Source organism: Leuconostoc sp. C5 (genome assembly GCF_056530425.1).
On sequence record NZ_CP134351.1, the window covers coordinates 1,558,011 to 1,579,603 of the forward strand.

A 21,593-nucleotide genomic window follows, 5' to 3' on the forward strand; every position below is an offset into this window, starting at 1 on the left:
AGAAGTTGATTAGCGGTTTTTGTTTTACTTATTTTCTAAAAATTCACTATTATTCATTATTTTTCACTTAAAATTTACTACATTTGCTACAAATTTACTACAAATAAAAAACCGACTAGATTAATTTCTAGCCGGTTTTTTAACGAGTTTCATCTATATAAAAACCTAGCAGGATGCGCAATAAATTGATAATCACCTTGGGAGGATATTATCATGGAGTTTGACTGCCAGCTAGGCGTAAAACAATTCTACTATATTGACATGCATTTTTGCAAGTAAAAAGCCTAACAGATGAATAAGCGAACAAAAATAACTCAGGTAATTATACTTATAGAGCGAAGAAAGTCTGTTAGGCTTAAAAATAATTATACACTACTAATTTTAAAAAGTGTTTTTAAATATTTTGTAATAAAAAGACCCGATAGGGGTAAAGCTTCTCGGAATGCTATCGGGCCGCGTAATTACTTTTAATATAATTACATGATTATTTTAACCAATAAATTCACCGAAAGCAATAACTAATATTAAATCCATCAAAAATCGCCAAGTTCTACATTTACGTTTGTTTCTTTCTTGATATGTTTCGCTAATTCAGGCATGCGATCCTTTTCAGATTCAACGTACCTACCTATTTGTTCTGAATGTGTGGCCGTGCCTATTTTGGCATATTCAAAGAACACGTTTAACTGCTTGGAGTATCTTTGATACACAATACGCACCCAATACAGCGTATTCTTCTTTTTCGTAAATCGCTTCTTGATTTCTTCGATTAGTTTGTCATCGTAATTCATAATGTCACCTCTATGACATTATACGAACACTTGTTCTTTATTGCAAATAAAAATGCGGCTAGTTTCTACACCAACCGCATTTTTAATTTTTAATATCTTTATTTCCAACCTAAAACATGTTGAATTACTTCCCAAATAATTGGCGAAGCTATAGCAAGCAGAGCTACTAATAGCGTCTTGTGATCTTTTTTATCTTTTTTAGCGCCTTCGGAATTGTCTTTAATCTCATCCTTAATGTATACTTTTAAATTAGACTCACTTGTATCTATTTTTTGTGAAACTGTATCTAATTTCGATTCGACTGCCGTAAGCTTAGCGGAGGTGATTTTTGCTGACGCATCAATCAAATCTTTCAAGTTTGCCATATCTCTATCAGTTAGATAGCTATTGTCTGACATTTCTAAAACACCTCCCTTAACCGTTTCATTAGATAGCGTAACATTTTTTACATTGTGTGTTTTTTGCCGATCTGTATAAGCAGTTTTTTGACTAGTTTGAAATCTACTAGTTGTATTCAAAGACAAATAAGCGTTTTTAACAACTGGCGATGTGCTCATTATAACTGCTGCCAAAACAGGAAGTACACCTCCACTTAATTTATGTGTATCGTCACTGTCTGTGTTTTCCAAATCAAGAGTAGGAATATTTGAATTATTTTGAAAAGTAATTACCATATCCGACGTTTACCTTATTGTGGGACATGAACAATCCAAAATGACTGTTTTCCCTTTTCTGTCCCATCTATTGAAAACACTAACTCATGTTCACCTTCAGACTTAAATGGTACATTTCTGAAATTCAAATTAAAATTAAATGTATCTAAAGGGTTTGACGGTTGTATTGGAGCGTTCCCATCAATAGTTGATACTTCTTTACCATTTTGTTTTTCGCGAATAACAAATTGTAACTTGTGTGGCTCATCTAGGTTAATACCCTTTGTTAATACCGAAGCTGCAAAACTCATTCCGCTTGGCACGAATGGGAGCGCAAAAGCCAGTGTCGGATTAATTAGGGCATTTGCGTTCCCCCCTCCTACACCATTCGTGTCGGGAGAAGTTTCGATTCCTTCTCCAAAAATAATTTGAACTGTCATATAAATCTCTCCTTTAATATACTTATATTGTATAACACAGGTGTTATATTTATCATTAAATATTCACTATTAAAGTAATATTCATCAATATACGTTTAATAATGAATATTTAAAACAAAAACCGCCCAACCAGAAATAATCCAGTTGGGTGTTTTTGTTTGTTTAATTTTGTAAGGAATTAACCTTCGCTTGTGCGTCTGCTAATGCTTGTTGTGCTTTTGCTAGTTCATCAGCTTTAGCTAATTCACTTTGTTGTTGAGCGACTTGTTCTTGTGCCTTAACTTGTTCCTCTGTAATTTGAGGGTAAGTTTGATCTAACTCATTAATCAATAGAGCATATTCTTTTTCGACTGCGTTTTTAATTAACGTTTCGTCTGCATCAGAAAAACCTAAAGCAGTCAAAGCTTGAGTAACAATTTTAACTGCGCCAGACTTCTTGGCTTCACCTTCCAGAAACTCAGTGACTCCTAATTTCTGCATAGCCACTACGGCATCTTTAGCTAAAGGATATAATACTTGAATGAGGTTAACCACCTGTTTGTTTCCTAAAATCACCTTGCTGACATATGCACCAATAATTGGAATAGCTGCAATAGCGATTGTTGTAATTAATTTAGTGATTGTATTCGTATCCATGTGTTCTCCTTTTTAGTGAATTGTAGCAAACGCCTTCATCATAGAAACTGGTTCACCGCCGATTTCAACATTAACCGTTGTTGCTGTTTGACTGATAACCTTGTACTTACCGTTCAAAGTGAAGTACTCCATACGTCCGTTATTGCCTTGAATATATTGATTACGCAACTTGTTACCGTATTTATCAGTTAATGTCATTGCACTAATAGGCAAGTAGTTATTGTAATCAATCACTGGAATACTCATATCAATGTTGACACCGTACATCTTGTTGTTATAACCTACCCAGTAATCAGCGACATACACACCGCTGAATGTAGCGTATTGCGTCTTAGCTGGTGTACTTGGCGTGTTGGTTGATTGACTTGGCTTAGATGCAACCTGTTCGGCTGGCTTGTTGTTATCCAATGAACCGACGACCATCACGTTCCCGTCAACTCCGTAGTGATTATCAGCGTATTGCCAAATCTTCACGTTGGAATAGTTAGGGAAATATTGCATAGGTGGTGTTGCTTGATGTGCTGTAGTTAAGTACCAAGCTAACCACAAAGCGTTAGGATAACGAGCGTTAATACGACTTAAATCAACGTGTGAGTTCACATAGCTAGTGTAGCTATAAAACATAGGCTTATACCCAGAGGCGTAAATCTGATCCATGAACGCTAGAATAGCCGTTGTGTTATTGGCCTTGTTTGCACCAGCTCCTGCTTCGTAATCCATAGCAATATATGAACCTTTAGCCAACCCTGCATTTTGTGCATCTTGAACAGCTAATTGAGCTGAATAAGTAGCTTCACTGACTGAGTCACCTACTTGTGCCCAGAAGTAACCGCCTGTTTGCATACCGACTGCATCAGCGTTGTGAATTTGTGCGTAGGCTTTCGGGTTACTATAATGAGCACCCTCACCACCACCTCGTCCACCTAACTTAACCATGGTAAAGTTATCGCCAACTTGCTTAAACGAATTGAAATAACTTGCTGTGTCACCTTGATAACTGGCAACATCAATACCATTAGTATTGGCTGAAACACCCGTGATCATTGCACCAAAAAAGGCAACCGCTCCAATTGAAGCGAATACCCATCGTTTTAATTTATTCAATTTTCAAACCTCCCATTTATCGTGTTTCCACGTTTCCAATTTAGTAAGCCGTATCTCATGGTTGTCAGTGATACTGTTAGATATTTTTAGCTCATCTTTTAAGCTAGCGATATCTGTTCTCAATCCATTAATTGAGTTCACAATGGTATTCTTCAATACCCACCACAAACCACCCAGAAGAATAGACCCCACACTTAGCCAACTCAACAAATCATGTGGCATTTGCATTCATTCACCTCCTTTCTTTAGCGACCTACTGGCAACGGATAGCTCATAGAACCAACCAAATTACCACAATGATTATCTACAACCCTTACCCATAATGTAGTTGTGTCATTCACATAACTAATAACGGGATAAATTGAGGTTGCACCAATGTCACTAGAAGCCTGAGCAATTTCGACATCTGGGCGTAGGCTCCATGGAACACGTCCAATTTGGTTACCATTATTTGCTTTAGAAACATCTACGCCACGCCATCTAAGGAACATAACGTTATCTCTTACACGATATTGAGCGTAGCAAGGTGCCCCATTATCAGACCACAATTTAGCACCTGTTGATGCTATGTCTAAGTTCATCCATCCACTATCGTTAAGCATTGGGTTATGTTGTGTTACTGTTCCTGCTGTTGCTGTAGTACTGAATGTTGCTAGTGGTAATTCATAAATAAAACCACCATTGTTAATGTCTTCCTGTACTAAATCACCTGTAACAGCGCTTAAATATACTTGGTTGATTGTTGGGTAATAGTTGGGTTGTCCTGCTTGTCCTTGCACAGTGTTGGCTTTTGAAAGGTCTACAACAATTGCCAAGTTTCCATTTGAATTAGCTGGCAAAGTTATTTGTGTAGGACTTGTCACTTCGACTAATCGACCTAAAATAATTACTTGCCCTGTGTCAATGGTTGCCGTTAGACCATTAACTGTTATTTTTAATTGATTACCTCTTTTTAGAACTCCTGAAGTGTCCCCGCCTAGAGCTGATTGTGCTGATGCCACTTCTCGTGGTGTGACAAAAGCACGATCACTGGTATACATTGTTATGGCCATTACTATTCCTCCTAATTCGTTGTGCTGAATAAGTCATTTCGTCCAAAGCGTAGGTTTCCAAAAGTTAGGTTAACCACTTCTGAGCTACTGTCGATTGAATAAGCCGTAAGCACTGACTTATATTGTGTGTTGTCGTAGTAAATATTTGATTGTAGCCCTAGCTTTACTTTTTCTAGGGGTAGGAAGTTATTTCCTAACTGTGCGCTAAATTGAATACTATGAGAGTAAGCATTAGCTGATAGATTACTTTGTGCTATTGAGTCATAAGTAGGATTATCAGTCGCTGTCTTGTCAAATAAATATATCTGAACTTGTGTAGGCTTTGCCACATTATCTGTAAGGTTTTTTATAACTGAACCGTCTTCTGTGAGCCAATAACGTGCTAATACAGTAGGATTTTCCATGTTAGTGCCTGCCTGATCTACAATCCACAACTCATTATTGTAATTTCGTAGATTCCTGGAATCACTGACTACCCAATTATTGAAATCGTAAACATCATTTTTAAAATTCCATGTGTCTTTTACCTGATGAAAGTCAATTTTTGGGTAATAAAAAGGTACACCATTTTCTGATGTACCTTGACCTATTCCTGTTACTTCAAACACTGTATTATGTAGCTTGAATCCTCTTACTAAATAATCAATAAAGTTGCTTGTACTGATTCCATCAGATGAGGTTACCTGAAATGCTGTGTTAGTTGAGTTAGTAAGCCCCTTATTGAGTATGTTAGTACCTACATTAGAGTTAATATAGTTGTTTATTAGCTTTAATATATGAGCTTCATAGCTATTACTGCTCTTGCTACCTACAATAATGTCACCATTGAGTAAGTTCCATATATAGTTAGCTGATAATGTCATAAGGTTACTAGAATCAGCTACATCAACTGTGATTATTTGCCCGTAGTATAACAATGTGGTGCTGTTATTAGGTCTAACAGCTACATAATCACCTGTTGTAATTTTGGTGTTCTTATCAATAGTGAATGTACTAGTAACATTACTCAATGCATCCATCTGTATATCATAGCTGAATAACTTATAGGTACCTTTTATAACTAATTTAGCACTATCAAATACTGTAATATCAAGTGCCAAGCTCATACTATCATCCTCTCTTCTTTGAAAGTCACATCTAGTTGAGCATTTTCATCTAAGTAAGCCAGTAGCGCGCTAGTTCCCTCTGGCACTTTTAGATAATTGTTAACTGAAAAATCAGCCAATTGACTAACATCACTGAAACTACCGTCTGTGTTATAAACACGGGCATATTGGTCTTCGGGATAGCTAGAGACTATTAATCTCTGGTTATCAGCTAGATATAAGCTAAATTTAGCCTTACCAACTACTGCACCATCTTGGATAATCTGCCATTCTGGGTAGACATTACATCTACCTGTGATAGTTACTAAAGATGGGCTACCTGATTGAACGCCATAATATTCACTATTGTTGTCTAGCGTGATAGCTTTTTCGCGCCCTGTTACATTGCTTTCAATAAAAACAAATCCATATTTTGTAGTCATGCATTACCTCCTGTTTTATTGGATATGTACGGGAATAAATCCCTTTTATTTAGCCTTCTGTTGTTGGCTTTGATGCTTGTTCATCTTCCACATCATATACAGCGTTATCAAAGTCTGCCTTATCTGCACGAACTTGCTTTTTATTAGCTTCGTATAAATCCTGGTTTTGAATTGTCATGTTGCTTGATGTGCCACTATCAGATACATTGGCACTAAAGTAAGCAATTGCTTGACCGTCTGCTGTTTGTGATATTGCTGTGATTGATACGCTTTTATTAATTGTCATTATTTACTTTCCTCTTCTACTTGTTCTGCTTTTGCTTGATATTGCGTTACAACTGACTGCAACTGTGCATTAACATAAGTTAGATTGGTCAATTGTTGCAATAAGTTGTTAATTATGTCTTCCTGTCTTGGTTGCATTTTTTGCCTTTCTTATAGCATATTTAATTTACTCAACACGGTATAGAGGCTGTAACTCTTACCCTTCACGTAAAATAGCACGTCATTGGTATCATCTGTGCCAAAGCCCGCTTTTGATGGTGTGTCAAAAAATCCAAACCATTTATGACCGTTCGATAATGTTGCTCCTTGGATATGCAATGCTCTTCTATCTGTAGAACTAAATTGTTGCGCTACGTCAAAACCACCCTCAAAGTAAGTTGGTTGGTGCCACGTCATGATGTCTTCAACATGCCACCCTGCTTTACGTCCCTTGTAGCCAGCTACAAGGCTAGAATCCCACGACATTTTCATGTCGTAGGTGCCTACGCTGTTAGTTACACCGAACCCAATACCATCGCCACCTCTAATGGTGTTAGTTCCGTCTGAATTTAAGTCATAATCTGGGTCTGTAGACTTACCTGTATGCCATCCAGCAAGCTTAATCATTAGATAATCTACGTTGTCATGGTCTGGCATGGTTTCATGCTGGAATGTACCCAGATATTCATTTTTGCTACTAATCAATTCGATCTGCCCATTTAGAACATTAGTGGTACCTAAAGAACCATCTAACACCAACCCATCCTGATTAAATTGAGCTGTGCTACCTTGTGAGGTACTAATAGTCATGCCTATTGGGCTAATCCTCACTGACTGATATAACCCATTCCAGTTTGACTGAATGAAATTAGAAACATTACCAGTCAACTTAGCAACGTCTAGGGTAGCAATCTTAGCGCTGGTAATTGTTGCATCGCCAATCTGTGCACTACCTATAGCACCGTTTGCAATCATGGCTGAGTTAATCCACGCTGTACCCTTAATCTGAGTGTTTGGTGCATCAATCGTCACATTCTTGCTAATAAGGCTCATTTGAGATGCATTACCAACAATGCCACTGGTAATTTTGCTGATGTTATCAGTAATACCAATGCTCCAGTTATCCTTAAACAGTGATAACTGGGCTGACATGTCATCATTAGGTGTATATTCCTGTAGCTTTTCAGTAGCCGTTACCAGCGGTTGTGAAAATGTAGCCACCTGACCTGCACCTGCATTGTTAACAAGTAACGATACTTGTACACTTACTGCATTAATAGGGGCTGTAAATCCTTCATTAGATAGCTTTACCCAATAAGGGCTACTTACTTGACCTGTTGACCTAGTGGCTGATGATATTCTTTTGTTATCCTTGTCATAAAACCAAATATCTAGCATTGCCAAGCCCTTGCTGAGGCTATTATTAGTGTAATGAACTAATACAGAAGCGCTATACTTCTTACCACCATAAACGGGTATTTTGTTAGTCCAATAACCTTGGTAGCCTGCTGAGGTTGATGTAACTGATACCGTACCACTGTACTTATTATCAATATTGTTTTTTACACTACCTGATACAACAACTGTGCCACTTCCTGCATATCCAAAGTTTTGAGCAAACTCTGAGTTAGGGAATAGGTTAGTTGCTCCTACTTTAGCTAGAATTGCATCACTTGTTTGAGTTAGTTGTGTTTGAACACCCTTGTCATAACTTGTGATTGAACTTGTTGTAAAGTCCTTGGAACTCTGTAATGTGTTTGAATCACCCTTAGTCCTATCAGTTATTTCTGTCTTAATTTGGTTAGAAGTTTGAGTAACAGAACTCTGTAAACCACTGATGTTGTTTGTTGCTGTACTTAATGTACCCTCAGCTGTGGTTACTCTCTTAGTGACTGAATCAATATTAGTACCTTGTTTGGATACTGTGTCCGTGATTCCGTCTAAGGCTATTTGCTGTAAGGCTACCTTGTCATTGCTGTTATACGCTCCTGGAACATAATCACCAACTGTAGAACCAAAGACTAACATAGGCTGTGATATATAAACCTCATCAGTAACATTCCATGCAAATATTGCATAGGTTACCACTGACTTATCAGGAATAGTCACATTCTGTAGCTTATAGGTATTAGATGAAACACTTAACCCTGGAACTGGTACGTTATATCCGTTTGATAGTGTCCTATTGCCATTTGCATCATAAGCCATGATATATAAGGCTATGGGTGTGCCACCACTTGTGATTGCCTTAGGTGCAAAAAACCTAGCTGAAAAACTTAATTTCATACCAGGTGTAACGGGGACACCGCTAGATGCTATCCAGGAACCATTGCCCTTGTGGCTAACCATGTTTGACCCGAATCCATCTGTTCCAACATTAGTAAACTGAGTTGAAACAACATCTTTAGCTGTAGGGTTGGGGTATTTTGTGTACCATCCTGAATAATCTGGATTAAACTCTGTGTTAGCCAACTGATTAACTTGACCCATAGAATTTATCTTAGTTTGAATGCTAGATACTTGGTTGGTAATTGCATTAGCATTTACATTAACCTGTGCAATTTGAGCATTATAATCTTTTTTAGCTGAATCTAAATCAGTGTTAGTTGCTCTTAAAGTAATATCTTTAGTGTTCTGTGCTATAGATGTTTCTGTAGCTTTAACACGATTATCATTGTTAGTCTTATAGTTTCCTATAGTTGTTACAGCACTATCAGCAGTTTGTTGTGCCTTAGATACTGATGTACTTAAATCACCAGTTTTCTTATCGTAATCTGATTGACTAACCTTAGTAGTTACATCCTTGGCTGTCTGTGTAATATCAGATTGTGCCTTAGTTATACGTCCATCTGCGTTATTTTTATAGGCATTTAATGCAGTTGTTGCTTGGTCTGCTGTTAATTGAGCTTTAGCAGTTGCACTGTCTACGTCCTCAGGTGCTATAGTCCAAGGATATGACATATTACCAGACATCAATCTCATATTAGAGATAGTTACAGTACCAGTTGTTGGTACATTGTCAAACCTAATACCCATGTAAGGTGTTGCAGTAACACCACTCCAATTGCTATTGATACTTGCAGTTAATATAACAGTGCCACTGGTATTGTTACTTGATATAACAGTGTACTTTCCGCCAATTCCCCAAGGTGCTATGTTCCATTGAGGTATAAATTGACCTGATGGGTTAGTTCCTGTGTACGTCCAATCAAATATTAATGTGAAATAGTCGCTAGTCTTCTTAAACTCTTTATACAAAGCATCTAGAGATGATAATGTTATTTTATATAGAGCTTTTGATTGATTATTAGCATTAGCCCCTACTGTAGAGTTTGTATTAACTGTGCCTGTTAAGTAGTTTCTACCACCTACTGCTAGGCTATTAACCTTGGTAACAGTTGCATCGAATCCATCTGCACGTTGTTGTAATGCACTAATTGAACCTGATTGTTGACCTTGAACTGTTTGCAAATTACTTACAGTAGTTTTAGTTCCACTGGCATCAGCTTCAATAGTTGTCATACGTGCATCTTGTGTGGTGTCTGTTTGCTTGATTGATGCTATATCTGTTTTAGCTTGGTTAGCTGTTTGAGTAACATTAGTAACATCAGTGCTTAATTGCCCTGTTTTAGCGTTATATGTGGACGTGTCAACCTTGCTATTTAAACCATTTAAGGCTTGTGTAGCTGTTGATTGAGCGGTACTAATTTTACCGTCTGCATCCTTTTTGTTTTGACTGACTGTGCTTGTAATACTAGAAGCTGTGTCGTCAATTTTCTTACTAATAACACTATCTGCACTAGTAGCTACGTCTATAGCGTTTTTCTTAGCTGTATCTGCATAACCCTGTGCTTTTGTGTCTAGAGCGCTTACTGCTGATGCTCTATCTGTTGCTTCCTTAGATAGATCATCACTAACAGACTTCTTAGCATCTGCTATGTTCTGATTAGCTGTATCTAATGTGCTTTTAGCTACTGTAGCAGTGTTAGCTTTAGCATCACTTAAGGCTTTATCAGCCATTGCTTGTGCTTTATTGTTGAAATCACCATCTTTAACAGCTAAATCAGCTTGTTCTTTAGCCACCTGATTGATTGTTCCGTTAATCTGGGTATTATTATCAGCAATAGCTTTATCTGTGTTATCAGAAGCTGTCTTGATAGTCTCTTCAATACGATTGCTTAGATTTGGGTCTACCTTTAGTACCCAATCTTCACCATTGTATGAGTAAATCAGGAAGTCATTACCATCTTTAAGGAATACCGTATCACCCTTTTGTGGGTTAGATGGCATAGGGTCACCAGCATTGATGTAACTTAGAGGGGTTAAGCCATCACTTGATAATTGAGCACCACCAAAGCCATAAGTAGCATTATCAGCCACATGTGTTAGTTCTTGTTCAATCTTATTTAATTTTCCACCTGTGATTGTGTCGCCATGTTCCCAGTTTGTTGGTTGGTATGCCAAGTTTTTAACCTCCTTTATTCAATACTTGTTATGTCTACTTGCGCCTCATCTACATAAGGCTTATTCCTGTTTTCATCATCATAAGCAACGCCCATAAATCCAAAACCGTACTTCATATTTGAATCTGTTACACCGTCCTCTGGGGCACTTGTGTAAGCTGTGGCTGTGTTGCCTTCTTCTAATTTAAAATGCCTGAATCTAAGTGTTTGACCTTTTACGAATCCTGATGCATTAGTGGTTGCCATTGCATTTAAGCGAATGTAAAACTTATTTAAGTTATCACCTGATAGATTAGGCAATGTAAACGTATAAACCGCTCTAGTCCATGTGTCATTACTAATCTTTGTGGTAGGTGAGAATGTATTACTTACCCTGAATGCAACGCCTGGTACAGTTCCTTTTACATCGACTGAAATTGTATACGTCTTATCAAAACTAAGGACTGAATCACTCATATTAGCCCATGCTTCTGCTAGTCCGTAGTACCACTCTGTGGAACCTGTACCCGTGTAATTCAATGTAATAGCATCACTGTCATATGCAATGGTTGAGTTGATATTATTATTGGTTACACCTGATAAATTAGGTCTTGAATCAGCTGATGCGTTTTCACCTGAGGATTGTAGTATCAAGTTCTGATTAAAATTACCTTGTTCATTAAAAAAGCCTGAGCCATAAATGGCTAGACCTGTATCAATGTTATATGTCTTATATCTACCTTGTTTGTTGTTATACCAAGGGTTAATGAACTCTACTGTAAACTGCTCAAATAATTTATCGGTTTGTAATACTGTCGTTCCGCCTATTTCTGTCTTAGTTAAACTAGTTAATCTTGCATCGCGATGCCAAGTATCAACACCGGTTTTATACAGCAATGTCAATGGTTGAAAAGATAAGAATGTGGAAAACTGACTAAACGTCTGATAACTTCGACTTTCAACATCCCCAAACAATATATTTAATTGCATCTGTCCTTGCTGAATATTTATTTTAGTTGCTTTAAAATAACTTTCATATTGACTATAAGTGTTTGTAAACACTGTTCCCAATCCTGTTGGTGTATTACCGAATAAATTTTCAGAATTCAAATCAACGCTTTCACCACGTGCGTTATTTAGCACAAACATGCTCATATGTACTCCTTTCTAAAACCCGCCCCGAAGTATTGTGTATTTAATGGCGAGTTTTTAGTTTAATTAGCTGATCTAACCGCTCTAGCAATCACAGCTTTAGAAAACTTATTCATAGCAATATCATCTACTGACTGGTTAGCCTCTGTAGTTTGACCTAAGATGCCCGCCAATAACTCAACAACACTATTTAGAGTTTTATTAGTAGCCTCAATCATATTTGATAGATTGCTATTTGAACTTTCAGCAACAGTCGTATTAGAACTAGTATTTTGTGCAAAATGAGTGACTGTTTCACCCAACAATTCCATTGCTCGAGATTTTTTAGACAAATCCCAAGGAATTACCGCCTCTGTCATTCCACCCTCTGCAATATTTGCTATATGTGGCGTGTTGGTGATAGTGCCGTTTGCGTAGCCATGTCCTTGACCTAAGAATGATAAATTAGATCCATAACGATTTTTCGCATAAGCTAAACCAGCTAGCAAAGAATCATAACCATTAAATGGATTGCTGTGTCCTGGGAACTTATAGGCATTAAATGTAGCACTAATGACTTGCATAAGACCCTTGGCTAGGTCACCTGATGCGTTGTTAACGTCACCAATGTTACCCTGTACAGCCTTTTCGTTACCACCTGATTCAGTTTGAATCTGACGTAACACCTTATCGACCATTAAAGAACTTGTTGAAAGTCCATTAGCCTTTAAGGCATCTACAACCTGTGAACGCCATCTTGTAACCCCTGCACCACTTGGTGCACCTTTGCCTCCGCCTGCGTTTCCACTTGATTCAAATCCAGACTTGAGTTTTGATAGCATCTTACCAAAACCATCTTCGATACTCGTTTTAACCATTCCACTAGATGAATTGTGACCTGTATCACCGACTTCTAGTTTATTGACATCAAAAATCTTAGACGCCATATCAGTTAATGTTTTAACGGGATTGGTTAACTTTTCAATAGCCTCACTTGTTGCGTCGGAAACATCATCCCAAATATCAGAAGCCCCTTTAGTCATTGAAGATAAAAATGATTCAATTGAAGATGTACCCTTAGCGTATCCCGGCAATGTTTTACCTAAACCGCCTTGGAATAGCTTAGCTGTATCACTGGCATTCAAAACCTTGTCACCAGGGTTAAGGTTAACAACCTGAGCACCATTGGTACCTAGAAAATCAACTTTACCCGAGTAAGGGGAATACCTTGCTTCAATTCCCGCTTCACCGACAAGCGCTTTTCCACCGGATACACCTCGAGAACCAGTAGCGAATGCTTGCATCGTAGCAGGCTTATATCCAAAATCACCACCACTTTTAACATCAACGCTTTTAATACCAAATCCTTTGACTAAGCCATTAAAGAAATCGCCTAATCCTTTCCAAATGCTGTGCGTTCCTTTGGCTTGCTTTGAAGCGGCTTCCATAGAACCATTAGCTTGGAGAACAGCCTTATTAACTACGCCGTTTCCTTGTTTACCAGCTGCATCAAGGACACTATCTTTTTGTTTATATGCCTTATCAACAACTTCATTTCGCTGTTGTGTTGCAGCATTGGATGTTTTGTTTCTTTGACTAGTTGCCTTACCAACAATATCGTCATGTTGCTTATTAGCTGAATCAACTGTTTTATTTCTCTGATCTTTTGCAGCATTAACAGTATCGTCGTGCTGCTTATTAGCCGAATCTCTAACGCTTTTACGTTGGTCTTTAGCCCATTGACTATTGCCCTTGAACTGATTTTCGGAAGCTTTTATTGTGTCATCGCGTTGCTTGTCGGCTGCCTTTTTAGCATCTTTGTACTGATTTTTAGCAGCGTTAACAACGTTATCACGTTGTTTGTCAGCGGCTTTAGTAACCTTTTTGAGTTGTTCATCAGCAGCTTTTTGCGCAGCATCTAGCTTTTTATCAGCATACTTTTTGACGTTGTTATATTCTTCTCGTGACTTAGAAGTAATATCCTGTAACTGCTTATTAGTTAACCGTCCTTTATCCTTGGTCAACTTATCCATCAACTTTACTTGCTCGTTGTTAGATAACTTAATTTTCCCGGTCAAAGTTGTATGCAGTTTAGCTTCTTCAACAGTTGTTTCAGTTGCATTTTTGACAGTCAGTTTATTAACAGCCTTTTTCTTGGCCTGATCGTCCTTAGCAAGTGCTTGCTCTTTCTTTTTATAGTCCTTTTGAACTTGTAAAGAATTTTCTCCATACTTAGCAGCATCTTTAGCAATTATGCTATCCCATTTATTGCTGTCTTTTTGCTTAGTTTTATTATATGAAGTTTCAAGCTTTTGACGTTGCTGTGAATAATACTTTGTCAATGCTGTTCTATCAGATTGACTTAGTTTTTCAACACTATTAGCCTTTTTGCCTTCTTCTTTGATAGTTTTTAATCTATCTTGATATTCTTGTTCAGTAAGATAACCGTTTTTCTTTAGCAGCTTAATATCCTGTAAATCTTGCTTTTGCTTTTCAGAATAATATTTTTTAGAAGCTTTATTCAAATCTGAATAAGCGTCTTTTGCATCAACTTTCGGTGCTTTGATAGTTATCTTATTATCTGAAAAAGCTTTTTTTAATGCTTTGTTAAGCTTTTTAGTAATCGATTGAGCTGTCTTAGTACTTCCTAACGAATCACCAATAGCAGAACCAATCGCTCCTCCAGCTAGTGTACCTGCACCAGGAATAACACTTCCTAGTATTGCTCCAATACCACCACCTATAACAGCTCCGGCTCCTTTAGATGCAGCACTGATTTTATCACTAGACTTTTTAGAACTGATTGCAGTAGCGATACTTCCACCTACATCAGCAGCAGTTAGCGCTATACCTAATCCTGAAACAACTTTGCTGGCAACACTAGCGACTTTAGCTCCAGTAGATAGAGTTGCTAATCCGCCTCCTGCTCCAGCTGCTCTTGTAGTTGCTGCAGTTTCAACCATCGTGGTTGCAGCGCCTGCTTTACCACCTACTGAACCAGTAGCATTAGCAGCTGTATTTAATGCTGCGGTTGTTTTTAAGACACCATTCAGTTCTTTATAAGTACCAATAGCTGTTTTAATCCAACCTATTGTGTCACTTATCTTTTTAAAAGCCCATATACCAGCAAACACTTCTGCAAATGCTTTAATTTGACCAGTATGTGTGCCAATATACTCAACTAAACCAACTAACTTATCGCCTACCCAAGCTACTCCCTCAGCAATTTTCTTTAGTCCGTCTTGACCTTCTTTGGAATTAAAGGCTTTAGCCATTTTTACAGCGGCTTCTGATATGACTGGCAACATTTGTTTACCAATCATGATCATAACGGCTTGACCAGCTTGGCTAAATTGTTGCAATTCAGCTTTAACAGACTTCATGTTCTTTTTGGCTAAATCAGCTACATATCCTTGCCCGTCTGCGGATTTTTTAACTTTTTCATTTAGCTCACCTAGTTCTTTGTTGTTTTGAGCTAAAATTACACCAGCATTTTGACCAGTAGTACCGAATAAACTATTGAATACTGAGTTCTTTTGAGCAGTACCCATATTCTTGGTTTTTTCGTTAATAATGCCCATGATAGTTGTCAAATCACGTAGGTTGCCGTTTGAATCAACTAATTGACTACGACTAATACCCAACTTACTAAGCATGTCATTAGTTCCGCCAGACTTAATCGCTTGTATCTTGCCGTTCAATTTTTCAATGGCTTCTTGCTGCGTTTTAATGGCAGATGCAGCTGATTTAGAACTCTTTGTGCCAGCTTTTTCAGCTGCTTGATAATCAGCTATTTTTTTCTGATGGTCTGCTATTTTTTCATTTAACGAATCAATTGATGAAGCCGAACCTTTTTGTGCCGCCTCTTGATCAGATAGTGCACCTGTAATAGAATTAATAACTTTACGTAAACCAGTACCAGCTTTATCAGCTTCAAGACCATGGTTAGAAAGAATACCCATGGCTGATGCTGTCTCAGATAATTTAAATCCTGCAGCATGAGAAGAATCACCTACATATTCCATTCCTTTTCCAAGGTCATGAAAGTCAGTGGCTGTCATATCAGCAGCATAGGCTAACTGGTTAACAACTTCTTTGGTATTTTTAGTCATCTTAGCAGCGTTATTAGTACGCATGCCGTATGCATCAACAACCTGAGATGTAACAGTAAGGACATCATTGAAATCATCACCAGAAGCTACTGATGCTTGCAGTTCAGACTTCATGGCTTTTAATGCAGCCGTTGATGTGTATCCTCTTTTTTCTAACTCCAAGTACCCTTCAGCAATAGCCTGTTGTGACTTACCATATTGCACAGAATATTTGGCGCCGTCTTTTTGCATCTGTGATAGATTTTTTGTTACCTCAGCTTGCTTTTCACCACCCGTAGTGGCTATGTTATTTACTTTTACAAATGTATCTTGTAAGTTTGTAGCAAGCTGAGCGCCCTTAATTGAAACAGCACCAATACCGACAATAGCAATACTACTACTGTATGCCATGTCTTTGATTTTCTGGCCTGCAGTATGGAACCCATTACCCATCTTTTCAGCAGCACGGTAAGCACCATTGGCTCCGCTTGCGTACTTGCTTAACCCGTAAGGATTGGCACGGTTAACTTCTGCTTGAGTTAATTTCAACTCGTTTTTCATGTTAGCAACATTTGTTGCCGTTTCATTCACTCGAACAGCTTGCCTTTTGTATGCATCACTAGCTGAACCACTTGCATGCTCAATTCTTTTCAGCTCTTCTGATTGCTTAACATACTGTTGGGAGAGGTTTGATAGCGAGGCTTTCATATTATTAGCGCTAGTAATATTAGCTGCTCTAGTATTATGCTCTGCTTTCAAACGGTTGACATACGAATCAGAAACTTGATTCATCTGCTTATATTCTTGTTGCAACTTTGCTAATCCACTGGTTTGATACTCCATTGAAGACTTGGCACGTTGTTGCTGAGACTCTAAGCTAGCTAATTTTTGATTAGCCTGTTGGATGTTTCTTTCGTATTTTAAAAAGGACTCAGCACCTTCTTTTGTAGAGGTGTCTAAGCCCTTTTGACGTTGTTGCAATTCAGTTATTTTGTTTTTCTGAGCTTCCATTTCTCGGCTCAGACCGTTGTATCGCTCTTGCGATGCTTTTAAGTAATCGCCCGATGATTTAGCCGCTGCCTCTTGAGCTTTCCAAGCGTTTTTAACAGAAGTAACAGCATCGTTCAAACCACGTAAACTATTAGTCGCTTTTAAAGTGTCTAAAGCAATAGACGTGGCCATCTCCGCCTGAATTCGTTCAACCATCTACTCTCCTTCCCCCGGTATATTCAACCCCATTTGTTTAGCAATAGCTAATGGATCACCAGCACGTTTATCAGGCTCTTTTGCATTAAGCATATTCATGAATGAAAAATATTCCTGATTATCTAAATCACTTGGCAAAATACCGTATTCTTTAAAAAGTTGTTTTTTTAAATAACGCGCCTCTTCAAGTTGGTTCTTCTTGTCGAATACTTCCCTTCTTATTCGACCAAATCTTCTTTTGGGTCTTCTTCATTTACCTCTTCTTGACTTTCAGAAGCAAGCTTAACAAGATTTTCGTATTCTTCTTCGCTAACGCCCATCATCATCAGTTCTACATATTCATAAGCATCTGAAAATTGTTTAGATGATACACTATGGGTTAGTTCGTCCATTTCTTCGTCAGAAATACCAAAAATTGACTTGATTACGTCCATCTTAATTTTGCTAGATTTCAACTCATTTTTCTGGATATCAATAAACTCCATACCCTCAGTATCAGCAAGTTCACCGAGTTTTATGCTGTTTTCAATCGCTTCTTCTCGCAAACCAAATGTCTTTTTTATAGATACCGTCTTGCGAATTCCGAACTTATTCAACTTAATTTTTTCTGTATTAACTGCCATGATCTAGGCTCCTTTTATTTTGATATGTACGGGTAAAATTACCCTAAATTTAGTTACAAAACGACGTATTTTTTTAGTGACAAAGTTACATTTTTTCAAATTAAAAAATGAGAACTTACAAAAAAGTTACAAAAATTGTGTAACTTTACGAAAAAAATGTAACTTCTGTATCCCTTGACAGGCATAGCCCGAATAGCAAAAAGTTACAAAGTTACATAAAATACTATATAAATATATATATATATTATTACAAGGTTTAAAGGTAACTATGAGTAACTAAAAATGTAACCCGCCCATTTTCATGTACTGTTTATTTCAAAAGCGAGTTAAAAAATACTAATTATTGACCTGTTGTGCCATCAGTTGGTTTTGAATAGCCAGGGAAGGTTTCTGCCATTAACGCATCAAGTGTAAATCCATCTACCAAATCAGATGCAACTTGGTATGGCTCACCCCCGAATTGAGTATCAACAACGGGATTCATTGTCGTTAAAGTCATAACGTCGTTTGAATCAGTTTCGTTGTTAGTGTTTGTACCCAACGTCTTGTTTCCTTCGATCATTGTCCCGTTAGCAAAGGCATAATATATTTTATGTTGCTTATCCAATGTTTGTGTCACAGCGATCGCCGCTACGTGCGCTTCTTTTTCACCATCAACAAAGCCTTTGCTTGTTGTTTGGATTTTACCAAGCAGCTTTTGCTTAGCTTCAAATCCTAGATCAAGCATTGTAAATTCGGCTGTTGGATATGAACGAGCCTTAGTTGAACGTTTGGCCTTATTGTTTGAGTATTGCAAGGTTGGTGCAGTACCCAAGTTCTGAATTTGAATTTGAGTAGCACCTTCAGCAGTAGCATCTTGATGGCCGTCTGCTTCATAGATGCCTGTGTCGCTCAAACCATCAGCGCCTTTTATTAATTGACCTGTTGCATTGTCAATTAATCCGAAATATGAGGTAACAATACCTTGTGTTGCCATGAATTAATCCTCCAAAATATAATTTTTTTCAAAATAAAAGACCTTAGTGACTTGATTAGTCTTCGGGTCATTGGTATGTGATTTAGATTGGGTTGTTTGCCAATCGTTTTTTTCTAATAGCCTTGCCAATGATATTTCTGTGTCAAGAATTGGCTTGGTGAAGTTAATTCCGTAAAATATCTGTACTTCAACACCATAATTCATGTTTCTAAAACGGTTGTTGGCTCTCTTATCCAAGTCGTTAACCGTTTCGGTCACAAGAACTACTGTTGAGGTGACATTCTCGAGATATTCTTCATCGATACTTGTTACAAAAACAACATCAGCAAAACTCATTGCTTCTATGAGTTCTTGAACTTCAAAAATGGGTAGTATCATCAATTACCACCTTTCAAAAGTCGTTGATATTCAGCATATTGAGCCGCTAACACAGCTTGTCGAGAACTACGCCTAGCGTCTTCAACAAAGTGATCACCTGGAATAAATTTTGTGCCATCGTTCAATAATCTTGCGATACGACCGTGGTTTATACCTTTTTTGGTGAAACCAACTAACGAGGTACCGTCACGAATGTAATCAATGTTTGTTCCGGAAACTTCAATTGAATCAGCTAAGTGAGTTACTTGACTAGTGTCCTTATGATTTTCATCATAATGTTTGGCCTTAGTAATATCATGGAGCCTTGTTTTGTAGACTTCCGCTCCAACTAACGTAATTTTTTGTCTCTGCTTAACGTTAGGAACTAGTTTATTCACATTACGTAGCCATTGATCTAAAGCATCATCAAGTTCCATCAAATGCCCCCAGTGGTTCTTTAGTAATGGTGATGTAGTCAAACGAAACCGGTGTATTACTTTCATCAGATGAAATATATTTGATGTCGTGAACCTTACCCGTTTTTACAAAGCGAACTTTTAAATTCTCTGTAAGGCTCTCGTTGTGCCGTACAGCAATTATTTTAGTTTCCTGTATACTTGTTCCAAAAATAGAATCAGATTGCGTAATCGAGCGACTACGGGGTGCATATCGCATTTGGCTAGTAGAAGAAACGAAACTAGGTACTTTTTGTCCTGTGTTTTTGTTTAAAACAGATTTAACAGTTCCGAACTCAACCTTTCCAATAAAGTTGCTTGGTTTTAATTTTCCACTAACCATTTGTCTGACCCACCTTCCATCTGATTTTGTTCAGCATGTACTGATAAGACTTAGGATAAGCAATTTGCTGACCAGATAAAGCACCACGATTGTAGTAATTGAAATCAACCAATGTCCTAACTGCTTGATTAAATATTGGTATCTTTCGATATATTTCAATATCGATAGTGCTGTCAATTGAACCACGAGCGTCTTCTTCGGCATAATCAATCAATTCCTGTAAAACACCATCATCACCATCAATTGCTAAATAGTCTTGCATATCACCAACCGTGACACCTGTTGATGTTGAAGGCGCACGAGGTGAATTTGTTTCATCTGCCATGAATTACTCCTTATTCGCCACTGACAGATACAGGAGTAGCTGTGTTAGTAATAAAGTAACCGGCTTTGTCATCAGCTTGCTTAACTCCAAATCGGAAAGCAGCACCTAGGTAACGGCCATAAATTTTGCTGTCTTCCCAAGCCAAAGTAATTTCTTGACGGTTAGGGAATAGAACACCACGCTTTGTGTCACCGATAAATGCTTTTTGGTCACCAGCGTTACCAAATAGTTCATCACCAATCACATAAACCGGTACTCCCAGCAACGTCTTTCCGGATGCTTGTGCTAATGATGCAGTTGATTCTTGAAGTAAGTAACGTCCGTTCTTATCTTTCAATGTGTCAACGGCATTGTAGAATGATTGGCTAGCAATAATAACACGTGCATAAGCTGGATCTAAATCAACATTCAAAATGTGCTTTACTTGGTCAGCTAATGTATCACTCGTAGTTGACTTAGCAGTAAATGCTTGCAAAACTGGTGCAATCAAGGCGTTATAAGTGTTAACCTTCTTTTCACCGATTGATTGACCAACCAATGCTGTCAAATCGACTTGTGTGTCAGCAATTGATTCTTCTGAAAGAGGAATTGCACCACGATAAGTATCGACAGACCAGTCTACTTCCTTGAAAGTAGGTTCAGCTAAAGCAGGGTTTTCTGCTAATTCCTTAACAGAATTGAAACGATCGGTTGCACGTTGCAAAATAGGATACTTACCACTTGGAGTAGTAACTGGTGTCTTGTTAACCAAAGTTGATAAGTCAACAACTGAGTTAACTTCAGCAGATGGATCATAAATAATTTCTTCTGGAATCAATACACCAACTTCTGACGAAGTAACTTGTGAAGCAACTGCATCTGAAATCTTTGCACCGCGAGAATGAATGAAATCATTAATGCCTTGCTTTTTTGCAGCAAGTTCAGCGGCCTTATTGTCCAAAATATTAGTCTTTTTACCAGGCTTTTTAGGCTCTGGTTCGACGTCTTCAAAGCTCTTGAGTTGAGAGTTCAAAATATCACGGCGTGTCTTAGCGTCCGTCAAGTCATCTTGAGCCTTCTTAATATCTTCTACTGAAGCAGAATCATCTTGAACCATGTTGTTCAATTTAGCATTCAAATCAGATGCCTTGGTGCTAGCGTCACGGAATGCCGCTTGTAGTTGTTCTTTAGTCATAT

The 21,593-nt window shown here is 37.9% G+C and carries 21 protein-coding genes; all 21 read right to left on the bottom strand.

Annotated elements, in window-relative coordinates:
- Positions 1–533: 533 nt before the first annotated feature.
- Positions 534–791 (bottom strand): hypothetical protein, encoded by a 258-nt coding sequence (locus RHP56_RS07825; protein WP_135400141.1) that lies wholly within the window; start codon positions 789–791, stop codon positions 534–536.
- 98 nt (positions 792–889) lie between these two features.
- On the bottom strand, positions 890–1,465 hold the full coding sequence (locus tag RHP56_RS07830; RefSeq protein ID WP_462794679.1) for a hypothetical protein: 576 nt from the start codon (positions 1,463–1,465) through the stop codon (positions 890–892).
- 14 nt (positions 1,466–1,479) lie between these two features.
- Positions 1,480–1,884 (bottom strand): DUF6941 family protein, encoded by a 405-nt coding sequence (locus RHP56_RS07835; protein ID WP_462794680.1) that lies wholly within the window; start codon positions 1,882–1,884, stop codon positions 1,480–1,482.
- 162 nt (positions 1,885–2,046) lie between these two features.
- Entirely contained in the window at positions 2,047–2,520 is a 474-nt protein-coding gene (locus RHP56_RS07840) for a holin (protein ID WP_462794681.1), read from the bottom strand.
- Positions 2,521–2,532: 12 nt separating this feature from the next.
- Positions 2,533–3,624, bottom strand: coding sequence for a GH25 family lysozyme (locus tag RHP56_RS07845; protein ID WP_462794682.1), 1,092 nt, complete (start codon positions 3,622–3,624; stop codon positions 2,533–2,535).
- 3 nt (positions 3,625–3,627) lie between these two features.
- On the bottom strand, positions 3,628–3,852 hold the full coding sequence (locus tag RHP56_RS07850; RefSeq protein WP_011680273.1) for a hypothetical protein: 225 nt from the start codon (positions 3,850–3,852) through the stop codon (positions 3,628–3,630).
- Positions 3,853–3,869: 17 nt separating this feature from the next.
- Positions 3,870–4,676 carry a hypothetical protein gene (locus RHP56_RS07855; RefSeq protein ID WP_179876248.1) on the bottom strand — a complete coding sequence of 269 codons (807 nt, stop codon included), beginning with the start codon at positions 4,674–4,676 and terminating at the stop codon, positions 3,870–3,872.
- Between the two features lie 11 nt (positions 4,677–4,687).
- Complete coding sequence (locus RHP56_RS07860) at positions 4,688–5,782, bottom strand: hypothetical protein (RefSeq protein WP_462794683.1); 1,095 nt, start codon at positions 5,780–5,782, stop codon at positions 4,688–4,690.
- Positions 5,779–6,204 carry a hypothetical protein gene (locus RHP56_RS07865; protein WP_462794684.1) on the bottom strand — a complete coding sequence of 142 codons (426 nt, stop codon included), beginning with the start codon at positions 6,202–6,204 and terminating at the stop codon, positions 5,779–5,781. Before RHP56_RS07865 ends, RHP56_RS07860 begins: the two co-directional genes overlap by 4 nt.
- Before the next feature lie 49 nt (positions 6,205–6,253).
- Complete coding sequence (locus tag RHP56_RS07870) at positions 6,254–6,490, bottom strand: hypothetical protein (RefSeq protein ID WP_179876251.1); 237 nt, start codon at positions 6,488–6,490, stop codon at positions 6,254–6,256.
- On the bottom strand, positions 6,490–6,627 hold the full coding sequence (locus RHP56_RS07875) for a hypothetical protein (RefSeq protein ID WP_179876252.1): 138 nt from the start codon (positions 6,625–6,627) through the stop codon (positions 6,490–6,492). The genes RHP56_RS07870 and RHP56_RS07875 overlap by 1 nt, the downstream gene beginning before the upstream one ends.
- Positions 6,628–6,639: 12 nt before the next feature.
- Positions 6,640–10,932, bottom strand: a complete 4,293-nt coding sequence (locus RHP56_RS07880; RefSeq protein ID WP_462794685.1) for a hypothetical protein — start codon at positions 10,930–10,932, stop codon at positions 6,640–6,642.
- A gap of 14 nt (positions 10,933–10,946) precedes the next feature.
- A complete protein-coding gene (locus tag RHP56_RS07885) occupies positions 10,947–12,059 on the bottom strand; it encodes a phage distal tail protein domain-containing protein (protein ID WP_105296184.1) in 1,113 nt (370 codons plus the stop codon).
- Positions 12,060–12,124: 65 nt separating this feature from the next.
- The gene (locus RHP56_RS07890; protein ID WP_462794686.1) at positions 12,125–17,338 is read right to left on the bottom strand and encodes a phage tail tape measure protein; all 5,214 of its coding nucleotides are present in this window, start codon (positions 17,336–17,338) and stop codon (positions 12,125–12,127) included.
- A 218-nt stretch (positions 17,339–17,556) separates the two neighbouring features.
- The gene (locus RHP56_RS07895; protein ID WP_011680280.1) at positions 17,557–17,961 is read right to left on the bottom strand and encodes a phage tail tube assembly chaperone; all 405 of its coding nucleotides are present in this window, start codon (positions 17,959–17,961) and stop codon (positions 17,557–17,559) included.
- 340 nt (positions 17,962–18,301) lie between these two features.
- Positions 18,302–18,937 carry a phage tail protein gene (locus RHP56_RS07900; RefSeq protein WP_096639483.1) on the bottom strand — a complete coding sequence of 212 codons (636 nt, stop codon included), beginning with the start codon at positions 18,935–18,937 and terminating at the stop codon, positions 18,302–18,304.
- 3 nt (positions 18,938–18,940) lie between these two features.
- Positions 18,941–19,315: a DUF806 family protein gene (locus RHP56_RS07905; RefSeq protein ID WP_010292990.1), complete on the bottom strand. Its 375-nt coding sequence runs from the start codon at positions 19,313–19,315 to the stop codon at positions 18,941–18,943.
- On the bottom strand, positions 19,315–19,731 hold the full coding sequence (locus RHP56_RS07910) for an HK97 gp10 family phage protein (RefSeq protein WP_096639484.1): 417 nt from the start codon (positions 19,729–19,731) through the stop codon (positions 19,315–19,317). The genes RHP56_RS07905 and RHP56_RS07910 overlap by 1 nt, the downstream gene beginning before the upstream one ends.
- A complete protein-coding gene (locus RHP56_RS07915) occupies positions 19,721–20,092 on the bottom strand; it encodes a phage head closure protein (protein WP_096639485.1) in 372 nt (123 codons plus the stop codon). Before RHP56_RS07915 ends, RHP56_RS07910 begins: the two co-directional genes overlap by 11 nt.
- The gene (locus RHP56_RS07920) at positions 20,085–20,417 is read right to left on the bottom strand and encodes a head-tail connector protein (protein WP_462794687.1); all 333 of its coding nucleotides are present in this window, start codon (positions 20,415–20,417) and stop codon (positions 20,085–20,087) included. The genes RHP56_RS07915 and RHP56_RS07920 overlap by 8 nt, the downstream gene beginning before the upstream one ends.
- Before the next feature lie 10 nt (positions 20,418–20,427).
- Positions 20,428–21,591 (bottom strand): phage major capsid protein, encoded by a 1,164-nt coding sequence (locus RHP56_RS07925; RefSeq protein WP_096639487.1) that lies wholly within the window; start codon positions 21,589–21,591, stop codon positions 20,428–20,430.
- Positions 21,592–21,593 lie beyond the last annotated feature (2 nt).

Bases quoted from the DNA above. Each gene is read 5' to 3' on its own strand.
- RHP56_RS07915 (WP_096639485.1), bottom strand. From the start codon at position 20,092: ATGGTTAGTGGAAAATTAAAACCAAGCAACTTTATTGGAAAGGTTGAG.
- RHP56_RS07830 (WP_462794679.1), bottom strand. From the start codon at position 1,465: ATGGTAATTACTTTTCAAAATAATTCAAATATTCCTACTCTTGATTTG.
- RHP56_RS07835 (WP_462794680.1), bottom strand. From the start codon at position 1,884: ATGACAGTTCAAATTATTTTTGGAGAAGGAATCGAAACTTCTCCCGAC.
- RHP56_RS07885 (WP_105296184.1), bottom strand. From the start codon at position 12,059: ATGTTTGTGCTAAATAACGCACGTGGTGAAAGCGTTGATTTGAATTCT.
- RHP56_RS07850 (WP_011680273.1), bottom strand. From the start codon at position 3,852: ATGCAAATGCCACATGATTTGTTGAGTTGGCTAAGTGTGGGGTCTATT.
- RHP56_RS07865 (WP_462794684.1), bottom strand. From the start codon at position 6,204: ATGACTACAAAATATGGATTTGTTTTTATTGAAAGCAATGTAACAGGG.
- RHP56_RS07905 (WP_010292990.1), bottom strand. From the start codon at position 19,315: ATGATACTACCCATTTTTGAAGTTCAAGAACTCATAGAAGCAATGAGT.
- RHP56_RS07900 (WP_096639483.1), bottom strand. From the start codon at position 18,937: ATGGCAACACAAGGTATTGTTACCTCATATTTCGGATTAATTGACAAT.
- RHP56_RS07840 (WP_462794681.1), bottom strand. From the start codon at position 2,520: ATGGATACGAATACAATCACTAAATTAATTACAACAATCGCTATTGCA.
- RHP56_RS07855 (WP_179876248.1), bottom strand. From the start codon at position 4,676: ATGGCCATAACAATGTATACCAGTGATCGTGCTTTTGTCACACCACGA.
- RHP56_RS07870 (WP_179876251.1), bottom strand. From the start codon at position 6,490: ATGACAATTAATAAAAGCGTATCAATCACAGCAATATCACAAACAGCA.
- RHP56_RS07875 (WP_179876252.1), bottom strand. From the start codon at position 6,627: ATGCAACCAAGACAGGAAGACATAATTAACAACTTATTGCAACAATTG.
- RHP56_RS07895 (WP_011680280.1), bottom strand. From the start codon at position 17,961: ATGGCAGTTAATACAGAAAAAATTAAGTTGAATAAGTTCGGAATTCGC.
- RHP56_RS07910 (WP_096639484.1), bottom strand. From the start codon at position 19,731: ATGGAACTTGATGATGCTTTAGATCAATGGCTACGTAATGTGAATAAA.
- RHP56_RS07825 (WP_135400141.1), bottom strand. From the start codon at position 791: ATGAATTACGATGACAAACTAATCGAAGAAATCAAGAAGCGATTTACG.
- RHP56_RS07920 (WP_462794687.1), bottom strand. From the start codon at position 20,417: ATGGCAGATGAAACAAATTCACCTCGTGCGCCTTCAACATCAACAGGT.
- RHP56_RS07890 (WP_462794686.1), bottom strand. From the start codon at position 17,338: ATGGTTGAACGAATTCAGGCGGAGATGGCCACGTCTATTGCTTTAGAC.
- RHP56_RS07925 (WP_096639487.1), bottom strand. From the start codon at position 21,591: ATGACTAAAGAACAACTACAAGCGGCATTCCGTGACGCTAGCACCAAG.
- RHP56_RS07860 (WP_462794683.1), bottom strand. From the start codon at position 5,782: ATGAGCTTGGCACTTGATATTACAGTATTTGATAGTGCTAAATTAGTT.